Below are 16,614 nucleotides of genomic sequence, written 5' to 3'. Positions count from 1 at the left end.
ACAGCATCGTGACAGCGTTCTTCAAGCCGGTCCTCTGGGCCGGCTTTTTCGTCCTGGCCGGCGTTTTGCCGGCCAGCGCCGCGTGCCTGGACTGTCATCAGCCGCATGCCCTGGACGAGTCCGACCCGCACGCCTTTCTGGCCCAGCAGTGCCAGGCCTGCCACCTGGGCGAGGTCGACGCCGCTAACCGCGAGGATGCGCACGCCGGCATGATCTCATCGCCGGGCTGGCTGGACAACGCGGCCGAGACCTGCGGCACCTGCCACGTCGACGAAACCCGACACGTGGTCGAGGGTTTGATGCACAGCGGCCGCGGCATGGTCAACGTGACCCGCCATACCGTGGGCGAGCAGGACCGACCCGACCAGGGCGATGGCCGCCTCGACGGCCTGGGACACACGCCCGCCGATTCGATTCTGCGCAAGCACTGCGCCAGCTGCCATCTCGGCCAGCCCCAGCACCAGATGACTACCGAGGATCCGATCGGCAGCCGCGGCGGCGGCTGCCTGGCCTGCCACGCACCCCACGAGACCCAGCGAGGACAGGGACACGTGACCCTGTCGGCCACGGTCAGCGATCAGAGCTGCTCGGGCTGCCACTCGCGTTCGGGCCGAATCGCCCTGAACTACGCCGGCCTCGCCGAAGTCGACGCTCATGTCCTCGACGAGAACCACCCCAACCCGCTGGGCCGTCTCCCCGACGGCCGACTGGTGGAATCCACCCATCGCGACGTCCACCACCAGGCCGGGCTGGCCTGCATCGACTGCCACACCACCCGCGACGTCATGGGGCCAACCGGCCAGTTCAACCACGGCTCGGATGCGGTCGATATCCAGTGCGCCGACTGTCACGACAACCGCCAGCCGCGCATCACCGAAGCCGATTGGCCGTCGGATCTGCGTGGCCAGCTCGGCCGCCTGCCGTTCGAGCGTGATCCGCAGCGGCGCTTCCTGACCACCGAACGTCGCAGCACGCCCCTGTGGCATATCGAACTGCGCGCCGACGGCAGCAAGATCCTGCACCGCAAGGTCAACGGCGGCAGCCTGCCGATTCCGCCGCTGACCGAGGCCAGCCATCCCGACGACGGCCACCATGATCGGTTGACCTGCTCGACCTGCCACACCCAGTGGGCGCCGCAGTGCCACGGCTGCCACATGGACTACGACCCCGAAAAGGAACAGTTTGACCACGTCGCGCGCGAGTTCACGCCCGGGTCGTGGTCGGACCAGCGCTGGAACGTGCACAACGACGCCCCGCCCATGGGCGTGGATAGCGAGGGCCACATCGTGACCTTCGTGCCCGGCATGATTCGCACCATCGACCATCCCGACTGGGAACAGACCCAGTTCCGCCGCTATTTCGCGCCCTTGAGTCCGCACACCATCGGACCGGCCAGAAGCTGCGAGGATTGCCATCGCTCCAGCCAGGCGCTGGGCCTGGGTCGCGGCACGCTGGAACACAACGGCGACGAGTGGGTCTTCAACCCCAACCAGGCAGATCTGCAGGATGGCCTGCCGGCCGATGCGTTCGTTGACCTGGAAGGCCGCTCAGGCCGCACCACCCGGGCCGGCGCCCGGGCCCTGACCGCCGAAGAGATCCAGCGGGTGCTGAACGCCCTGCCGCCATAGAAGGCGATGGACTGGGCACAGCGACTGTGGTAGCGTCTCCGCCAATGACTCGGCACTATCGCCTCTTTGTGCTTCTGCTCGGCCTCGTGCTGGCCTGCGCCGGGCTGCCCGCCCACGCCTGCCCCGCCCACGGCAGCGCAGTCGCCGGCGCGCCCGCTGAATCGGAAAACCCCGCCACAGACGGCAGCGATTGTCCGTTCCACGCCGCCCAGGCTGATAACCAGGGCGATGCGCCATCGGAAAACGCGCCGGACGACGCCGGCTGCTGCTTTTTCGATTGCGGCTGCGGCTGCAGCGCGCCGGTGCCGGGTCCGGTCGGCGCATTGGGCAGCGAAGCCTGCCCCGACCACAGCGCGGCCAACGCGACGACCCGCCACTTCGATCCGTCTCCATCTCCCGAACGCCTGCTGCGACCTCCCCAGTCTCAAGCCTGAGTCCGGCGCGTATCCACGCGCGTGTAACGCCCTCGTATGACGGGGTAGCACAATGGCCTATAAAGAACTCTTCGGGAGAGCTGCATGTCGTTCAAATCTGTTTTCAGCGGGCTCGTCGTGCTCGGCGCACTGTGCCAGCCGCTCAGCGCTCTGGCCCTGTCGATCGAGTCGGCGGTCGAACAGGCGCTGGCTCGCGACGCCGGCCTGCGCGAGCTGGACCGCAAGGCCCGGGCCTTCGATCATCTCGCCGTTGCCGAAAGCGCCCTGCCCGACCCGGAGGTAACCATCGGCGCCGAAGGCCTGCCGATCGACGACCCGCTGTCAGCCGACATGATGACGATGTACCGGATCGGAGTGCGCCAGCGGTTTCCGGCCGGCGATTCACGCCGCCTTGCCGGCGACCGCAACAGCGCCCGGGCGCGGGCCGTGGCCGCCGACCTGCGGGCGCGCGAACTCGAGGTCGCGTTGCAGACCCGCCTGGCCTGGCTGGACTGGGTCAGCGCGCGCGCCTCGGCCGATCAGGTCGACGCCATGCTCGAGCAGCTCGGTCAGCTGGTGAGCATTACCCAGCGGCGGTTTCAGGCCGGGAGCGGTCGCCTGCAGGACGAGTCCCAGGCGCTGCTGGAGCTGGCGCTGCTCGAGCGCCGGCGGGTCGATGCCCAGACCTCGATGGACGAAGCCCGCGCCCGGCTCGAGCGCTGGATCGGTCCCTTGACACCAGGCGCGGCCGACCCTCGCCTGCCGCAGTGGTCGCTTCAGGAATCGCCAGGTGACGATATCCCCGCGCAACTCTCCCGGCATCCCGAGCTGATCGCTGCCGGCATCCGGGTGGAGGCCGAAGAGGTCGCCGCCGATCTGGCCCGCCAGGCCTATCGCCCGCAGTGGATGCTGGAAGCCGGCTACGGTCATCAGCGGGGCAAGGACCCCAGCGGCCGGCGCATGTCCGACAAACTCTTTGCCATGGCCACGATCAGCCTGCCGCTGTTTACCGACGACCGCCAGGACCGCCGGGTCGATGCCGCGCTGGCCGAACGCGATGCGCAGCAGGCGCAGGCGCAGTTGATCCTGCAGCGCCTGAGCGGCGAACTGGCCCGGCAGCAGGCGCTGCAGGCACGCCTGGCCGAGAGCCGGGAACTGCTGGAACAGCGCATCCTGCCGCGCGCCCAGGACACCGTGGACGCGACACTCTCGGCCTACGAGAGCGATCGGGCCAGCTTCGACGAGCTGGTCCGTGCGCGCCTGCGCCAGCTTGAAATCGACCTTGACCTGATCGACACCCGGCGCCGCCAGCTGGGCGCGATTGCCCGCATTGCCAGCCTGACCGACAAGGAACTGCCATGACCAAGAACCTCTACAGCCGGCCGGTGTTGTCCACTCTGGCCCTGCTTCTGATGCTGATCCTGGCCGGCTGTGCCGACCCCGAGGGCCACGAGGAGCACGATGCTTCGGAACACGCGGAATCAGCGCAGGCAAGCGATTCCGAGGACCACGCCGATCACGACCACTCGGAACACGACCATGCATCAGAGCAAGACAGCGCGGTCGATCGCATGCTCGGCGACCAGACCGAAACCCGCTACGTCTGCCCGATGCACCCCCAGATTGTCCAGGACAGTCCGGGCAGCTGCCCGATCTGCGGCATGGATCTGGTCCAGCGCGAGCGCGAGGGCGGCGGCACCACCACCGTCAACGTTCACCCGGCCGTGCAGCAGGCGATGAACCTGCGCACCGCCGAGGTCGAGCGCGGACGCCTTTTCCGCCGCATCAGCGCCGTCGGCACGCTCGAAGTCGACCAGGCTGCGCTCAGTCATCTGCACCCGCGCACCGAAGGCTGGATCGGCGAGCTGGACGTGGCCAGCGTCGGCGAACCGGTGCGTGCGGGCCAGCGCCTGTTTACCCTGTACGCCACCGAACTGGTCAACGTCCAGGATGAGTTCCTGCAGGCGGTCAGGGCCGGCAACGACAGTCTGATCCGGGCCACCCGACGCCGGCTGGAGGTGCTGGATGTCCAGCCGGAGGTCATCGAGCGCATCCGCGACGGCAACGAAGTCCTGACCTACGTGCCCTGGTACGCCGAGCGCGACGGCTATGTCTCCGAGCTCAACATCCGCGCCGGCATGTTCGTGCAACCCGGGCTGGACATGATCGAGATCGCCGACCCCAGCCGGGTCTGGCTGATCGCCGACATCTTCGGCAGCCAGATCGACTGGCTGGGCGAGGACCAGCCGGTTCGAATCCAGCAGGTGAGCAATCCCGGCCAGACCCTGCGCGGGCGCGTCGATCTGGTCTATCCGGAACTTTCGCCCCGTACCCGCACCGCCCGCGCCCGTATCGTGCTGGACAATCCGGACGGCGAGCTCAAGGTCGGCGACTGGGCCAGCCTGGCAATCCTGGCCGGGCCGAAGAACGACATCGTCTACGTCCCCAGCGAGGCGATCATCCGCACCGGCGAGGAGCAGCGCGTGATCGTGCAGGACGACGAGCAGCAATTCAGCGTCCGCCTGGTCCACGCCGGCCTCGAGTCGGGTGAATACACCGAGGTGATCCACGGCCTGGAAGAAGGCGAGCGGGTTGTGGTCTCGGGCCACTTCCTGATCGATTCCGAGGCCAGCATCAGCGCCGGCCACAGCCGGATGACCAGCCATGACAATCATTGATTGGATTAAACCGCGGATGAACGCGGATGAACACGGATGTTTCCTTCAGCGCCGTTTGCCTTCCTTTATCTGCGTTCATCTGCGTTCATCTGCGGTTAAATTAATTGCTGAGGAGCAGCGGCATGATTGACGCGATCATTCGATGGTCGATCGCCAACCGGCAGCTGGTGCTGGTGATGGCCGTGGTGCTGACCGTGGCCGGTCTCTGGGCGCTGCGCAACACGCCGGTCGACGCCATCCCCGACCTGACCGATACCCAGGTCATCGTGCGCGCCACCTTCCCCGGACAGGCGCCGCAGGTGGTCGAAGACCAGGTCACCTACCCGCTGACCACGGCGCTGATGTCGGTGCCGGGCGCGCACACCGTGCGCGGCTTTTCGATGTTCGGCGACGCCTTCGTCTACGTTCTGTTCGAAGACGGCACCGACCTGTACTGGGCCCGGGCCCGGGTGCTGGAGTACCTGAGCCAGGTCGAGGGCCGGCTGCCCGAGGGCGTCAACGCCGAGCTCGGGCCCGACGCCAGCGGGGTCGGCTGGGTCTACAAGTACGCCCTGGTCGATCGCAGCGGCAACCACGATCTGAGCCAGCTGCGCGCCCTGCAGGACTGGTTTTTGAAGTTCGAGCTGCAGTCGGTCCCCGGCGTGTCCGAGGTCGCCAGCGCCGGCGGCATGGTCCGGCAATACCAGGTCGCGGTCGATCCCAACGCCCTGCGCGCCTATGATTTGACCCTGGGCCAGCTTGAAAGCGCGATCCGGCGCGGCAACGCCGAGGCCGGCGGTTCGCTGATCGAGCTGGCCGAGGCCGAGTACATGGTGCGCGCCGGCGGCTACATCCAGTCGCTGGAGGATCTGAGCCAGATCCCGGTCGGCGTGCTGGAAGACGGCACGCCGGTCCTGCTGGAACAGGTCGCCGAGATCCGCTTCGGCCCCGAATCACGACGCGGCATCGTCGATCTCAACGGCCAGGGCGAGGTCGTCTCCGGCATCGTGGTGATGCGCCAGGGCGAAAACGCGCGCGCGGTGATCGCCGCCATCCAGCAGCGCCTGGACGATCTTCGCCCCGGCCTGCCCGAGGGCGTGGAGATCGTCGAGACCTACGACCGCTCGCCGCTGATCGATCGCTCCATCCGCACACTGTGGGAAAAGCTGGCCCTGGAGTTCGCCATCGTCGTGCTGGTGATCGCGCTTTTTCTATGGCACCTGAAGTCCTCGCTGGTGCTGCTGATCAGCCTGCCGCTGGGGGTGCTGGCCGCTTACCTGGTGATGTACTTCCAGGGCATCAACGCCAACATCATGTCCTTAGGCGGCATCATCATCTCCATCGGCGTGATGGTCGATGCCGCCATCGTGCTGATCGAAAACGTCCACCGCCGGATCGAACGCGACGCCCCGCGCACCAGCGAGGAGCGCTGGGAGGCCATCACCCAGGCCACGCTCGAGGTCGGCAAGCCGATCTTCGTGTCGCTGCTGATCGTGGCCCTGTCGTTCCTGCCGGTGTTCGCCCTGCAGGCCCAGGAGGGCCGGCTGTTCTCGCCGCTGGCCTTTACCAAGACCTACGCCATGGCGGCCGCGGCCGGTCTTTCGGTCACGCTGGTGCCGGTGCTGATGGGGTATTTCGTCGGATCCCTGGGATCGGGCAAGGGAACAGGCAGCCCGTTCGCGCGCTGGCTGGAAGCCGGCTACCGACCGCTGGCGCGCTTCAGCGGCAACCATCCCTGGATCGTCGCGGTGCTGGCTCTGGCGCTGGTCGTCTCCATGCTCTTTCCGGCCTCGCGCCTGGGCACGGAGTTCATGCCGGAACTCGACGAGGGCGACCTGATGTACATGCCCACCACGCTGCCCGGCTTGAGCCCCGGCAAGGCGCGCGAGCTGCTGCAGCAGACCGATGCCATCATCGCCTCGCACCCGGAGGTCGAGCGCGTCATGGGCAAGGCCGGGCGGGCCGAGACGGCGACCGATCCGGCGCCGCTGACCATGATCGAAACCTTCATCACCCTGAAACCGCGATCGCAGTGGCGGCCCGGAATCGACACCGCCGACATCATGGCCGAACTCGACGAGATGGTGCAGTTCCCCGGCCTGACCAACGCCTGGGTTTTCCCCATCCAGACCCGCATCGACATGCTCCAGACCGGGATCCGCACCGACATCGGCATCCAGATCTCGGGCCCCGACCTGGGCGTGATCCAGGATATCGCCGAGCAGGTCGAGGCGGTGGCGGCCGAACTGCCCGGGACCACCAGCGCCTTTGCCGACCGTCCGGCCTCGGGCCGCTACATCGAGATCAGCCCCGATCGCCGCGCCCTGGCCCGTCACGGCATGAACATCGCCGACCTGCACGATCTGATCCGCTTCGGTGTCGGCGGCGCCAACGTCACCGAAACAGTCGAAGGCCTGGAGCGTTTTCCGGTCAACCTGCGTTATCTGGCCGACTGGCGCGACTCGCCCGAGCAGCTGCGCGTGATGCCGCTGGTCACCCCGTCGGGTACCCATATCGCCCTGGGCGAGGTCGCCGAGATCGAGATCGCCGCCGGACCCGCCATGATCCGCAGCGAAAATACCCGTCCGGCCGGTTTCGTCTTCGTCGACATCAACGACGACGACCTGAGTGGCTGGGTGGCCATGGCCCAGGCCGAGATCGCCCAGCAGGTGGAACTGCCCGGCGGTTACTCCATTACCTTTGCCGGCCAGTACGAGTACATCGAGCGGGCCCGGGAGCGCCTGAGCGTGCTGATCCCGCTGGTGGTTGCCATCATCGTCGTGCTGCTGATGATGATCTTCCGCACGATCTTCGAGGTCGCGCTGGTGCTGGTGACGGTGCCGCTGTCGCTGGCCGGCGGGTTCTGGCTGATGTGGCTGCTGGACTTCCAGATGTCGGTAGGCGTGGCCGTGGGCTTTATTGCCCTGGGCGGGCTGGCCGCCGAGACCGGCGTGATCATGCTGGTCTATCTCAACAACGCCTACCAGCGGTTTCGCGAGCAGGTCGGCGAGCGCACCTTCACCCGCGCCGACCTGCGCCATGCCATCATCGAGGGCGCCTGCCAGCGGGTTCGGCCCATCACCATGACCGAGACCACGGTGTTCCTCGGTCTGCTGCCGGTGATGTTTTCTTCCGGCACCGGCTCGGAAGTCATGCAGCGCATCGCCGCGCCCATGGTCGGCGGGGTGTTCACGGTCTGGCTGGTTGCCCTGCTGGTCATGCCGGCCCTGTACTATCTGTGGCACCGGCGCGGTTTGCCGCAAGCGACCGAAGCTGAACGGGCAACTGAACGGGCCTGAAACCGGAGCACAGGAGAAAACGCTTGGCGTTTATCAAGCACGCAGCAATCGTCCTGCTTCTGGCCGCCCTGATCGGGGCGTCCGTGGCCGGCTGGATCATTCTCGGCGGACGCTTTGATGTCGCGGTCTCGGCCCAGCTGCCGCAGCCCGTTCACGACCTGATCCACCTCACCCGGGTCAACGCGGTCAGGCGCGAAGTGCGCGATCTGGACGCGCGGCCGATTGATCTGGACGACGAGGCGGTCCTGTTGGGCGCGGTGCGGGGCTTTGAATCCATGTGCGCCGATTGCCACCAGCGGCCCGGTGGCGATCCGCCGGCGCTGGCCCGCAGCCTGAACCCGGCACCGGCCAAGCTGTGCGAGGCCGCCGAAAAACGCTCCGTGGAAGAGCTGTTCTGGGTTACCAAACACGGCATTCGCATGAGCGCCATGCCGGCCTGGGGCACAACCCGCGATGACCAGGAACTCTGGGCCATCGCCACCCTGGTCGCTCGATTCCCGAACCTGACGGCGGCGGAATATGAACAAATGCGGGCCGCCGCCATGGCGCAATGATTTTCGCCCTGGTCGGCGCCATCGTCATCCTGGCCTCGCCCTGGATCTTCCTCTACTTCTCGCCTTCTCCAAAAAATCGGCCACACCTGCGAAAGATCAATGGCGCGATTCTGGCCATCGCCGCCCTTGCCTGCGGACTGCTTGCGCTCTGGATTCGCCAGACCCTGGCCGGATCCGAGGATTTCCAATGGTGGCCCGCGGTCGCGCTTGCCTACAGCGCGCTGCTTTTTCCCACGATCCTGCTGATTGGTGGATTGATCCGTAACTTCTACCTGTTTCCGGATCGCAAGTAGGCGTCGATCTTGGCCGAAACGCCAACCCGGCCCCGGAGCCGTCCCTCATCGTTCGACGCTCCAATCATTCGTCTTTCATGCATCTTATCTACATAAGTACGAATTGATGCAGATCAAAGGACAAAACAAAATTTTCACGGACAATTGATCTCGCTTTGGAGTGAGCCGCTCCGATCGCGCCGGATCAGTGCACAAGATCGATCTGATATTTAAAAAGCGCTGCTTACCGACCCGATCGGCCCTGCGGGGTAGTCAGGAAAAAAACGCCATTCCATACCAAGGTAGCCAAGCCCGGTGCCGGAGAGGAGCAAGCATGAAAAATCAACTGCTGTCACTGATTAAAGAACAAAAAGACCTCGCCCTGCCCGACCCCGGGCGCCGGCGTCTGCTGCAGGCCTCCGGTCTCGGCCTGGCCGGCCTGGCCGCTGGCGGTACGCTACTGGCGTCCCAACCCGCAAAAGCCGTCGACACCTCGGCTCGTATCGTCATCGTCGGCGGCGGCGCGGCCGGTCTTTCGGTTGCCAACCGACTGGCCGACGGCCTGTCCGGCGCGCGCATCACCATCATCGAAAAGCGCGAGCAGCACATCTATCAGCCGGGCCTGACGCTGGTGGCGACCGGCATCTGGAACCAGCGCAAAGTGCTCGACCGCAACGCGCGCTACATGCCCTCCGGGATCGACTGGATCAAGGGCCTGGTCAGCGAGTTCGACCCGGAGTCCAACCGGGTCGTAACCGACAGCGGCCAGGTGGTCGAGTACGACTACCTGATGGTCACCACCGGTCTGCACGTCGACTTTGCCGCGATCGAGGGCATGAACACCGATCTGATCGGCACCCAGGGCATCGGTTGCGTCTACGACAACAACGACCACGCCACCCGCACCTGGCAGATGATCGACCGCTTTGCCGAAGAAGGCGGCGTCGGCCTGTTCACGCGACCGCCCGGGGGCATCAAGTGCGCCGGCGCGCCGCTCAAGGTCACCATGCTCACCGAGGACCTGATGCAGCGTCGCGGCACCCGCGAGCGCGCCCAGTTCTTCTACCCGACCGCGGGCACGGGGCTGTTTTCGCAGCCGGACATGAACGACTTCCTCAAGCAGGAGTTTCCCAGCCGCGACATTACCGTGCAGTGGAACCACGTGCTCGCCGGAATCGAACCTGAAATCAAGCGGGCCACCTTCGCCACACCCGAGGGCAACGTGCGTCTGGACTACGACTTCATCCATGTCGTCCCGCCGATGCGTGCCCCGGATGCGCTGGCCAACAGCGACCTGGCCTGGCAGGCCGGCTCGTTTGCCGACGACGGGCGCTGGATGGAAGTCGACAAGCACACCATGCGCCACCCGCGCTTCCCCAACGTGTTCGGCGCCGGCGACTGCGTCGGCACGCCGATCGGCAAGACCGCGGCCAGCGTCAAGGCCCAGGTGCCGGTGGCGGTGGAAAACATGATCCAGGCCATCCAGCAGCGCGAGATGACGGCCAGCTACAACGGCTATACCTCCTGCCCGCTGATCACCGCGCGCGGGCGCGGCATCCTGGTCGAGTTCGACTATGCCCTCGACATGGTGCCCTCGTTCCCCTTCATCAGCCCGTACGAAGAGCACTGGGTGCCCTGGGTGATGAAGGATCGCATGCTGCACGCCGCCTACAACGCGATGATGCGCGGCCGCGTCTGAACCTGACCGACCCTAAGGAGACATAACAATGGCATTTTCCATCGTCGGCATTCTTTCGGTTCTGCTCGAAGTGATTCGACCGCTGCTGCCGCTTCTGATTGCGGTTGTCGTGATCGATTTCATTCTTTTGCTGCTGGCGCTTCGCCGCGGCACCCTGGTCACGTCCGGCGCGATCCGCCTGGCGGTCATCGTCGGCGCCATCGCCGCCGTCATCACCTTTTTTCTTGCACCGGCTCTCACCAGGTCGAGTTTCGCCAACCTCTCGGGGGCACTTGATTATCTGTCCCTGATCGGTGGCGCGCTCGGCGTGGGAGTGCTGTTTGCATTACTCACCTGGCCCCCTGCGGCCTTACTTCAACGGAGTCAAAAATCATGAAGTCGCAAAGAAAGATGAAAATCTCGACGCTGGTTGGCGCCATGGCGCTGGCCGGAGCCGTCACCCTGCCCAGCGTTGTCATGGCCAACGAGCCGAGCAACAGCTTCAGCATCTTCCTGCGCATGCAGGCCGAGCTGGTCGACGGCAGCGGCGATATCGTGGAGTCCCAAGGCAACGACGGCCTGAATTTCGGTGATGGCTGGATCAACGGCCGTTCCGACGCCGGTGGCTGGAGCGGTTTGTTCTTCAACGGCAGCGTCGGCATCACCGAAGATCTCCAGGCCGTCGGCCGTTACTCCATGAATCTCGACATGGGCGGCTACAAGGACAGCGATCGCGATGTCTGGATCGGCCTGCACAGCAAGACCTTCGGCCGGATTACGGCCGGTCGCCACCACACTCCCTACAAGCTCTCCACGCTGGGATGGGACCCGTTCAACGCCACCTTCCTGCAGGCGCGCGCCAACCAGGGTCGTTCCGGCAGCGTATTTGGTCACAACAGCTTCCTGGACGATTCGATCAATTACCAGCATTCGTTCAGCGGCATCAAGTTTGCGGCCATGGTCGGGATCGATGACAGCAACGAGCCGGACACCGGCAAAACCCGTGGCGACCACATGGTTGCGTTTTCGCTCAGCGCGCCGGTCGGCCCGGTCGAGCTGGTCGCATCCTACATCGACGCCAGCGAATACCGCGGACGGGCCGATGACAGCACCGGCTTCAAGGTCGGGGCGCGCTACAACGAAGGCGCGTTCACGCTGGCCGGCCAGTACGAGATGCGTGATGAAGGTTTCGAAGACGGCGATTTCGTCTTCCTGACCGGCAGCTACAAGATGGGCAAGTGGACCCACAGCATCAACTACGGCCAGTTCATGGACGATCTTGACGGTCGCGACAACGACGGCGATTACTTCGCCATCGGCACGCGCTACAGCCTGGGCCGGATTGCCTCGATCCACGTCGGCTACAAGCGCTCCGAGCGCGACATCCAGGGTGACGACAACGTGTTCGGTATCGGCTTCCGGTTTGGCCTGAACACCGGCAACCTGCTGGCGCGCTAAAAGCAGCAAGCTCGCAGGGACTTCGCCTGCCTGAAAGCGCCGCGGCCCTCCGCGGCGCTTTTTTGTGGTCTAAAACAACCGTCAATCACTCAAATTCGGTACTCTGTAACCTGGTTGGCAAAACATCCTCTGCAGATGAACTCGGCACGCTACGTCAGTCGCCTCACCCGCCAGACGCAAGCCCTCATCCTCGCCGGTGGTCGCGGCACCCGCCTGGAAATGCTGACCAACTGGCGCGCCAAGCCGGCGGTACCCTTCGGCGGCCAGTTCCGCATCATCGATTTCAGTCTTTCCAACTGCCTGCATTCCGACATCCGGCGGATCGCGGTCCTGACCCAGTACAAGTCCCACTCGCTGATCCGCCACCTCATGGTCGGCTGGAAGAAACTCAACACCGACTACGGCAGCATCCTCGACATTGTCCCGGCCCAGCAGTGGCTGGAAGACGAAAGCTGGTACCAGGGCACCGCCGACGCGGTCTTCCAGAGCCTGGACATCGTCGAGGCCTATGATCACACCTACACGCTGATCCTGGCCGGCGACCACATCTACAAGATGGACTACGGCGAAATGCTGGCCGAACACGCCCGCAGCGGGGCCGACATGACCGTGGCCTGCAACGTCGTGCCGCTGCAAGACGCCTGCGGGTTCGGGGTCATGCGCGTCGACGACCGCGACTGGGTGACCGGATTTACGGAAAAGCCGGCCGAGCCGGAGCCGATGCCGGATGATCCCAGCCAGGCCCTGGCGAGCATGGGCATCTACATCTTCAACTCCGAGTTCCTGCACGAGGCGCTGACCCGCGACGCCAGTTCCGAAAGCTCAAGCCATGATTTTGGCAAGGACATCATCCCGGCCGCGATCCAGGCGGGCCGAAAGGTTCTCGCCTTTCCGCTGGCGCGTGCTGTCAGCGGCAAGCCTTACTGGCGCGACGTGGGCACGCTGGATGCGCTTTACCAGGCCAATATGGAACTGCTTACCGACGATCCACCGCTGGACGTGCACGAACAGCACTGGCCGATCTTCACCTATCCCGTCCAGGGTCCGCCGGCCAAGTTCACCGACCACGGTCCCCGCGGCGGCTGCACCGTGGTCGAGTCCATGGTCGGCAACGGCTGCGTGATCACCGATTCGAGTATCCGCAAGAGCCTGGTCTTCAACGACTGCCGAATCGAGACCGACTGCGAACTCGACGGCGCGCTGGTTCACCCGGGCTGCCAGATCGGTTCCGGCTCACGGCTGAAGAACGTTCTGCTCGACAACGGCTGTATCGTGCCGGCCGGTACCGTGATCGGCGAGGACCACGCCGCCGACAAGGCGCGCTTTCACGTCACCGAAGGCGGCATCGTGGTGGTCAATCGCGAAATGCTGGGCCAGGAACGCCGCTACCAGCCGCCCGACTACACCCATATCCCGCGCGCATCAGCCTGAAAGGCGCGCGAGCCCAAGCAAACTAAGCCTTGTCGAGGTAGGCCCTGATCCGGCGGCTGGCGTCCAGCACCGGGACGGCACCCTCCATCGCGCGCACGCCGATGCCGCGATTGGTCTCGATCTGCTCGAGGTAAGCGGCCGCCGTCTTGTCCCAGGTATAGGTCGACAGCACGCGCTCGATCCCGGCGCGGGCCAGCTGCGGGTATCGATCCAGCCCTTCCAGAAAAGCCCGGCCCATGTCTTCGGGATCTTCGGGATCCATCAGCACCCCGGCGCCGCCGGCGAAGATTTCCGACGGCCCACCGTTGCGGGTGGCGACCACCGCCAGCCCGCAGGCCGCGGCCTCGATCGGCGCCAGACCAAATGGTTCGAACAGCGAGGGCAGCGCAAACACCGAGCCGCTGGCGGCGAACAGCCGGTAGCCGGCAGCCAGTTCACGCTGCGAGCGGGCGTTGACAAAGCTGACCCGCTCTATCAGGCCGGCCTGGCGGATGCGATCGAGAATCGGGCCGAGCACAGCCTGCTCGTCTGCGCGCAGCGCCTCGATCCCGGCCCAGGGATCGTCCACGCCGCGCACGAAAAGCGCCAGGTCGGCGCCGGAGGCCAGCTCCGGGCTGCGGCAAAAAGCCTCGACCACGCCGGCAACGTTTTTCTTCGGGTCCAGCCGACTGGCCACCACGACGTGGGGACGCCCGGGATTTCTGACGCCGGATCTCAGTCGTGCCAGCGTTTCGCGCTCATCAAGCGATGAATCGGCGTGAAAGATAGCGCTATTGATGCCGGGTGGAATGACGCGGAAACGGCGATCGTCGGTCGGCTCGATTGCACCCGTATAGAGCGGGTGCCCGTACTGGCTCATCCGCTCATCGCTCGTGGAAGCGATGATCGTATCGGCGTCTGCCATGGCCAGGCGCTCGGCATCGATGCGCTGCGAGAACCGGTAGCGATCATCCAGGCTCTCAAAGGATTTGCCGGTGCTGCTGATCAGCTTGTCGAGCTTCTGCGCACCCAGCGAGTGCCCGGTGAAGGTAAAACCGAGTCCCATCCTTGCCTTTAGCAGCACGGCGAGGTAGCCGCCATCAGCGTAATGGGCGGTCAGGAAATCCGGGGCCTTGTCGGCGTAGAAGTCGGCAATGGCGTCGGCCATTTCCGGTAAATGCGGCCACAGCGCCTCCTTGGCCAGAAAGGCATCGCCGCCGCACGGCAGGCGCACGATGCGAACGCGGTCGGCGAGCTGGCCGAAGTCATCCAGCATCTGCTCAAAGCCCTGCCATTCGGGATCGCGAATCCGGCGCGTGATGATATCGACGTCCACTCCCAGCCTGCCCAGCGCCAGGGCAACTTCCTTGACGTAGACCAGCTGGCCGCCGAAGTCGGGATGCTCGGTCAGGTAGGCGTCGGTGCGGTCGAAGTTACCCTGGGGATTTAAAAAGACAATTCTCATGACTTTCCTTCTTCGCCGACATGGGGATCCGGTCGCGGCTCGGCGCGGCTGACCGAATAGTCTTCGTTGATGATCAGGTCGGCCAGCATTCGATGGGGGGCGATGATGCCGTGCTCGACGGCCAGTACCTGGTCGATGAAGGGGTCAAGCTCGGAGGCGTGGCGGCGCCGCTTTTCGCGGTGGGCACGACTGGCGTGATAATCGCGGGCAATGAACACGCGCACGTCAACGTGCTTGAGCAGGGTGACGTAAGTGCCCTCGACAATGGCGATGTCGAAGGGCGACAGGTCGACGTTGACTCGATCAATCCGGTCTTCAAGATAACGGACCAGTGGCTTGGTCAGACAGGCCCGCGCCCGGAACAGCTCCAGGTGTTCTTCCATCAGATCAAGCCGCACTTCGCTGGGTCCGACCCAGCCGATATCTTCGCGCCGAACCCGGTCGTTGCTGCGTGGCGGATGCACAAAATAGTCATCCTGCTGGAGAATGGTGGTCCGATACCCTTCCTCCTCGAACCGCTCGGCCAGGGCCTCGGCGATTTCGGACTTTCCGGCGCCGGACTCGCCGGCCACCGACACCACCAGCCGCCCGCCCGGCCGCTCGGGCCGGTCTGTGATCAGCTCATGGACGCCGCTTGCGGCGCGCTGATGGTGCGGTTCGACAACAATGCTGTCGCCTCTCATGCAATCTCCGGACGATGGATCAACAGACTCCGATTATACTGGCCGCTTTCGCCCGCCCCTTGCCACCGTGCGGATTTCCTGATGGACCAGTTGAACAACCGTGCCTACCGCGAAGAATGGAAAGCGCTGAAGAAACGGCTGGACCGGACGCGCAATGAGGCCGGTCTGGGTGCCGCCCTCCACGGTCTGATGGTCCATCAGATCGAATCGGGCTTTATCCAGGACGAGCTGCGCGAAATCGTCCGCTACCGTTTTCCCTGCCCTTTCGAGCCTGCCCGCGCTTTCAGCGCCCAGTTCAATCCCGCCAGAGCGCGCCGGTTTCGCGGCGCAGGTCAAACCGATCCGGCGGCGCCCCGGGTTCACGATGGCTGTTTTTTGTGCGTAGACAATATCCAGTGGCAGCATCAGGGTACTGAAGTCGGCTACAACCTCCCGTTCGCGGAGGGTCGCTACACCGCCTGGATGAACCCCTTTCCGCTCCTGCCGTGCCACACGGTCATCGCCAGTAACCGCCACCGGCCCCAGCACTGGCAGAGCTCCGGAGCGCGATCGCTGGCCGAGCTCGTGGCCGACCTGGCCGAACTTTCGCAACAACTGCCCGGTTGGATCGGTTTTTACAACGGGGTTGGCGCCGGCGCCTCCATTCCGCACCACCTGCACTTCCACTTTCTACCCCGCCCGCCGGGCTATGAGGAAATGCCGCTGGAGCAAGCGGCCCGCGAGCGCCCCCAGCGCGACTGCGTCGATTCCTTCTACCCGTTGAGTTTCATGCACTGGAGCGGGTCAAAAAGCGAGGTGCTCCAACAGGCCCTGGCCTGGATTGAGCAGTGGCAGCTCGGCAGTGGCGCGCTGGAGGACGCAACCGCCAACGTCATCGCCTGCACCCGCTTCGACAACCGTGGCATGGACTTGTATTTCATCCCCCGGCATCAGCGCCGATCGCGTGCCGAGGGCCTTCAGGGCGTGGTCGGCAGTTTCGAAGCGCTGGGCGAGATCGTGTGCTCCACGCGCGAAGAAAAACAGCGCCTGGACAGCGGTCAGGTCGACTATCCAGCCGTGGCGGGGATGCTGCGACAGGTCTCGGTCGCTTTCTGAAG

The 16,614-nt window shown here is 65.2% G+C and carries 15 protein-coding genes; 13 read left to right on the top strand and 2 right to left on the bottom strand.

Features of this window, described 5'->3' with window-relative positions:
- The first annotated feature begins 8 nt into the window (after nucleotides 1–8).
- The 12 genes from G3I74_RS02655 to glgC all read left to right on the top strand — a co-directional run bounded on the left by G3I74_RS02655 (nucleotide 9) and on the right by glgC (nucleotide 13,390).
- Entirely contained in the window at nucleotides 9–1,628 is a 1,620-nt protein-coding gene (locus G3I74_RS02655; protein ID WP_164210019.1) for a hypothetical protein, read from the top strand.
- A 68-nt stretch (nucleotides 1,629–1,696) separates the two neighbouring features.
- Entirely contained in the window at nucleotides 1,697–2,062 is a 366-nt protein-coding gene (locus G3I74_RS02650) for a hypothetical protein (RefSeq protein WP_203594469.1), read from the top strand.
- An 84-nt stretch (nucleotides 2,063–2,146) separates the two neighbouring features.
- Entirely contained in the window at nucleotides 2,147–3,403 is a 1,257-nt protein-coding gene (locus G3I74_RS02645) for a TolC family protein (protein ID WP_164210016.1), read from the top strand.
- Nucleotides 3,400–4,719, top strand: coding sequence for a heavy metal-binding domain-containing protein (locus tag G3I74_RS02640; RefSeq protein WP_164210014.1), 1,320 nt, complete (start codon nucleotides 3,400–3,402; stop codon nucleotides 4,717–4,719). The genes G3I74_RS02645 and G3I74_RS02640 overlap by 4 nt, the downstream gene beginning before the upstream one ends.
- Nucleotides 4,706–4,849, top strand: a complete 144-nt coding sequence (locus G3I74_RS02635) for a hypothetical protein (protein ID WP_164209504.1) — start codon at nucleotides 4,706–4,708, stop codon at nucleotides 4,847–4,849. The genes G3I74_RS02640 and G3I74_RS02635 overlap by 14 nt, the downstream gene beginning before the upstream one ends.
- On the top strand, nucleotides 4,842–7,997 hold the full coding sequence (locus tag G3I74_RS02630; protein ID WP_164210012.1) for an efflux RND transporter permease subunit: 3,156 nt from the start codon (nucleotides 4,842–4,844) through the stop codon (nucleotides 7,995–7,997). Before G3I74_RS02635 ends, G3I74_RS02630 begins: the two co-directional genes overlap by 8 nt.
- Before the next feature lie 23 nt (nucleotides 7,998–8,020).
- Entirely contained in the window at nucleotides 8,021–8,551 is a 531-nt protein-coding gene (locus tag G3I74_RS02625; protein WP_164210010.1) for a c-type cytochrome, read from the top strand.
- Nucleotides 8,548–8,844, top strand: coding sequence for a hypothetical protein (locus tag G3I74_RS02620; protein WP_164210009.1), 297 nt, complete (start codon nucleotides 8,548–8,550; stop codon nucleotides 8,842–8,844). The genes G3I74_RS02625 and G3I74_RS02620 overlap by 4 nt, the downstream gene beginning before the upstream one ends.
- Before the next feature lie 313 nt (nucleotides 8,845–9,157).
- On the top strand, nucleotides 9,158–10,522 hold the full coding sequence (locus tag G3I74_RS02615; RefSeq protein ID WP_164210007.1) for an NAD(P)/FAD-dependent oxidoreductase: 1,365 nt from the start codon (nucleotides 9,158–9,160) through the stop codon (nucleotides 10,520–10,522).
- A 28-nt stretch (nucleotides 10,523–10,550) separates the two neighbouring features.
- On the top strand, nucleotides 10,551–10,898 hold the full coding sequence (locus G3I74_RS02610; RefSeq protein ID WP_164210004.1) for a hypothetical protein: 348 nt from the start codon (nucleotides 10,551–10,553) through the stop codon (nucleotides 10,896–10,898).
- The gene (locus G3I74_RS02605) at nucleotides 10,895–11,959 is read left to right on the top strand and encodes a porin (RefSeq protein WP_164210002.1); all 1,065 of its coding nucleotides are present in this window, start codon (nucleotides 10,895–10,897) and stop codon (nucleotides 11,957–11,959) included. The genes G3I74_RS02610 and G3I74_RS02605 overlap by 4 nt, the downstream gene beginning before the upstream one ends.
- Nucleotides 11,960–12,094: 135 nt before the next feature.
- Complete coding sequence (gene glgC / locus G3I74_RS02600) at nucleotides 12,095–13,390, top strand: glucose-1-phosphate adenylyltransferase (RefSeq protein WP_420823060.1); 1,296 nt, start codon at nucleotides 12,095–12,097, stop codon at nucleotides 13,388–13,390.
- 22 nt (nucleotides 13,391–13,412) lie between these two features.
- On the opposite strand, the gene G3I74_RS02595 is transcribed toward glgC, so the two are convergent.
- Together G3I74_RS02595 and G3I74_RS02590 are read right to left on the bottom strand one after the other, a co-directional pair.
- A complete protein-coding gene (locus G3I74_RS02595; RefSeq protein WP_164210000.1) occupies nucleotides 13,413–14,834 on the bottom strand; it encodes a glycosyltransferase in 1,422 nt (473 codons plus the stop codon).
- Complete coding sequence (locus G3I74_RS02590) at nucleotides 14,831–15,517, bottom strand: uridine kinase family protein (protein ID WP_164209998.1); 687 nt, start codon at nucleotides 15,515–15,517, stop codon at nucleotides 14,831–14,833. The genes G3I74_RS02595 and G3I74_RS02590 overlap by 4 nt, the downstream gene beginning before the upstream one ends.
- 81 nt (nucleotides 15,518–15,598) lie before the next feature.
- Here G3I74_RS02590 and G3I74_RS02585 point away from each other — a divergent pair, with 81 nt between their 5' ends.
- Nucleotides 15,599–16,612 carry a DUF4922 domain-containing protein gene (locus G3I74_RS02585; protein WP_164209996.1) on the top strand — a complete coding sequence of 338 codons (1,014 nt, stop codon included), beginning with the start codon at nucleotides 15,599–15,601 and terminating at the stop codon, nucleotides 16,610–16,612.
- Nucleotides 16,613–16,614 lie beyond the last annotated feature (2 nt).

Source organism: Wenzhouxiangella limi (assembly GCF_010499265.1).
In the GTDB taxonomy this organism is placed as follows: domain Bacteria; phylum Pseudomonadota; class Gammaproteobacteria; order Xanthomonadales; family Wenzhouxiangellaceae; genus Wenzhouxiangella; species Wenzhouxiangella limi.
The sequence above is the reverse complement of the archived record's forward strand: the minus strand, read 5'-3'. Positions and strand labels throughout refer to the sequence as shown.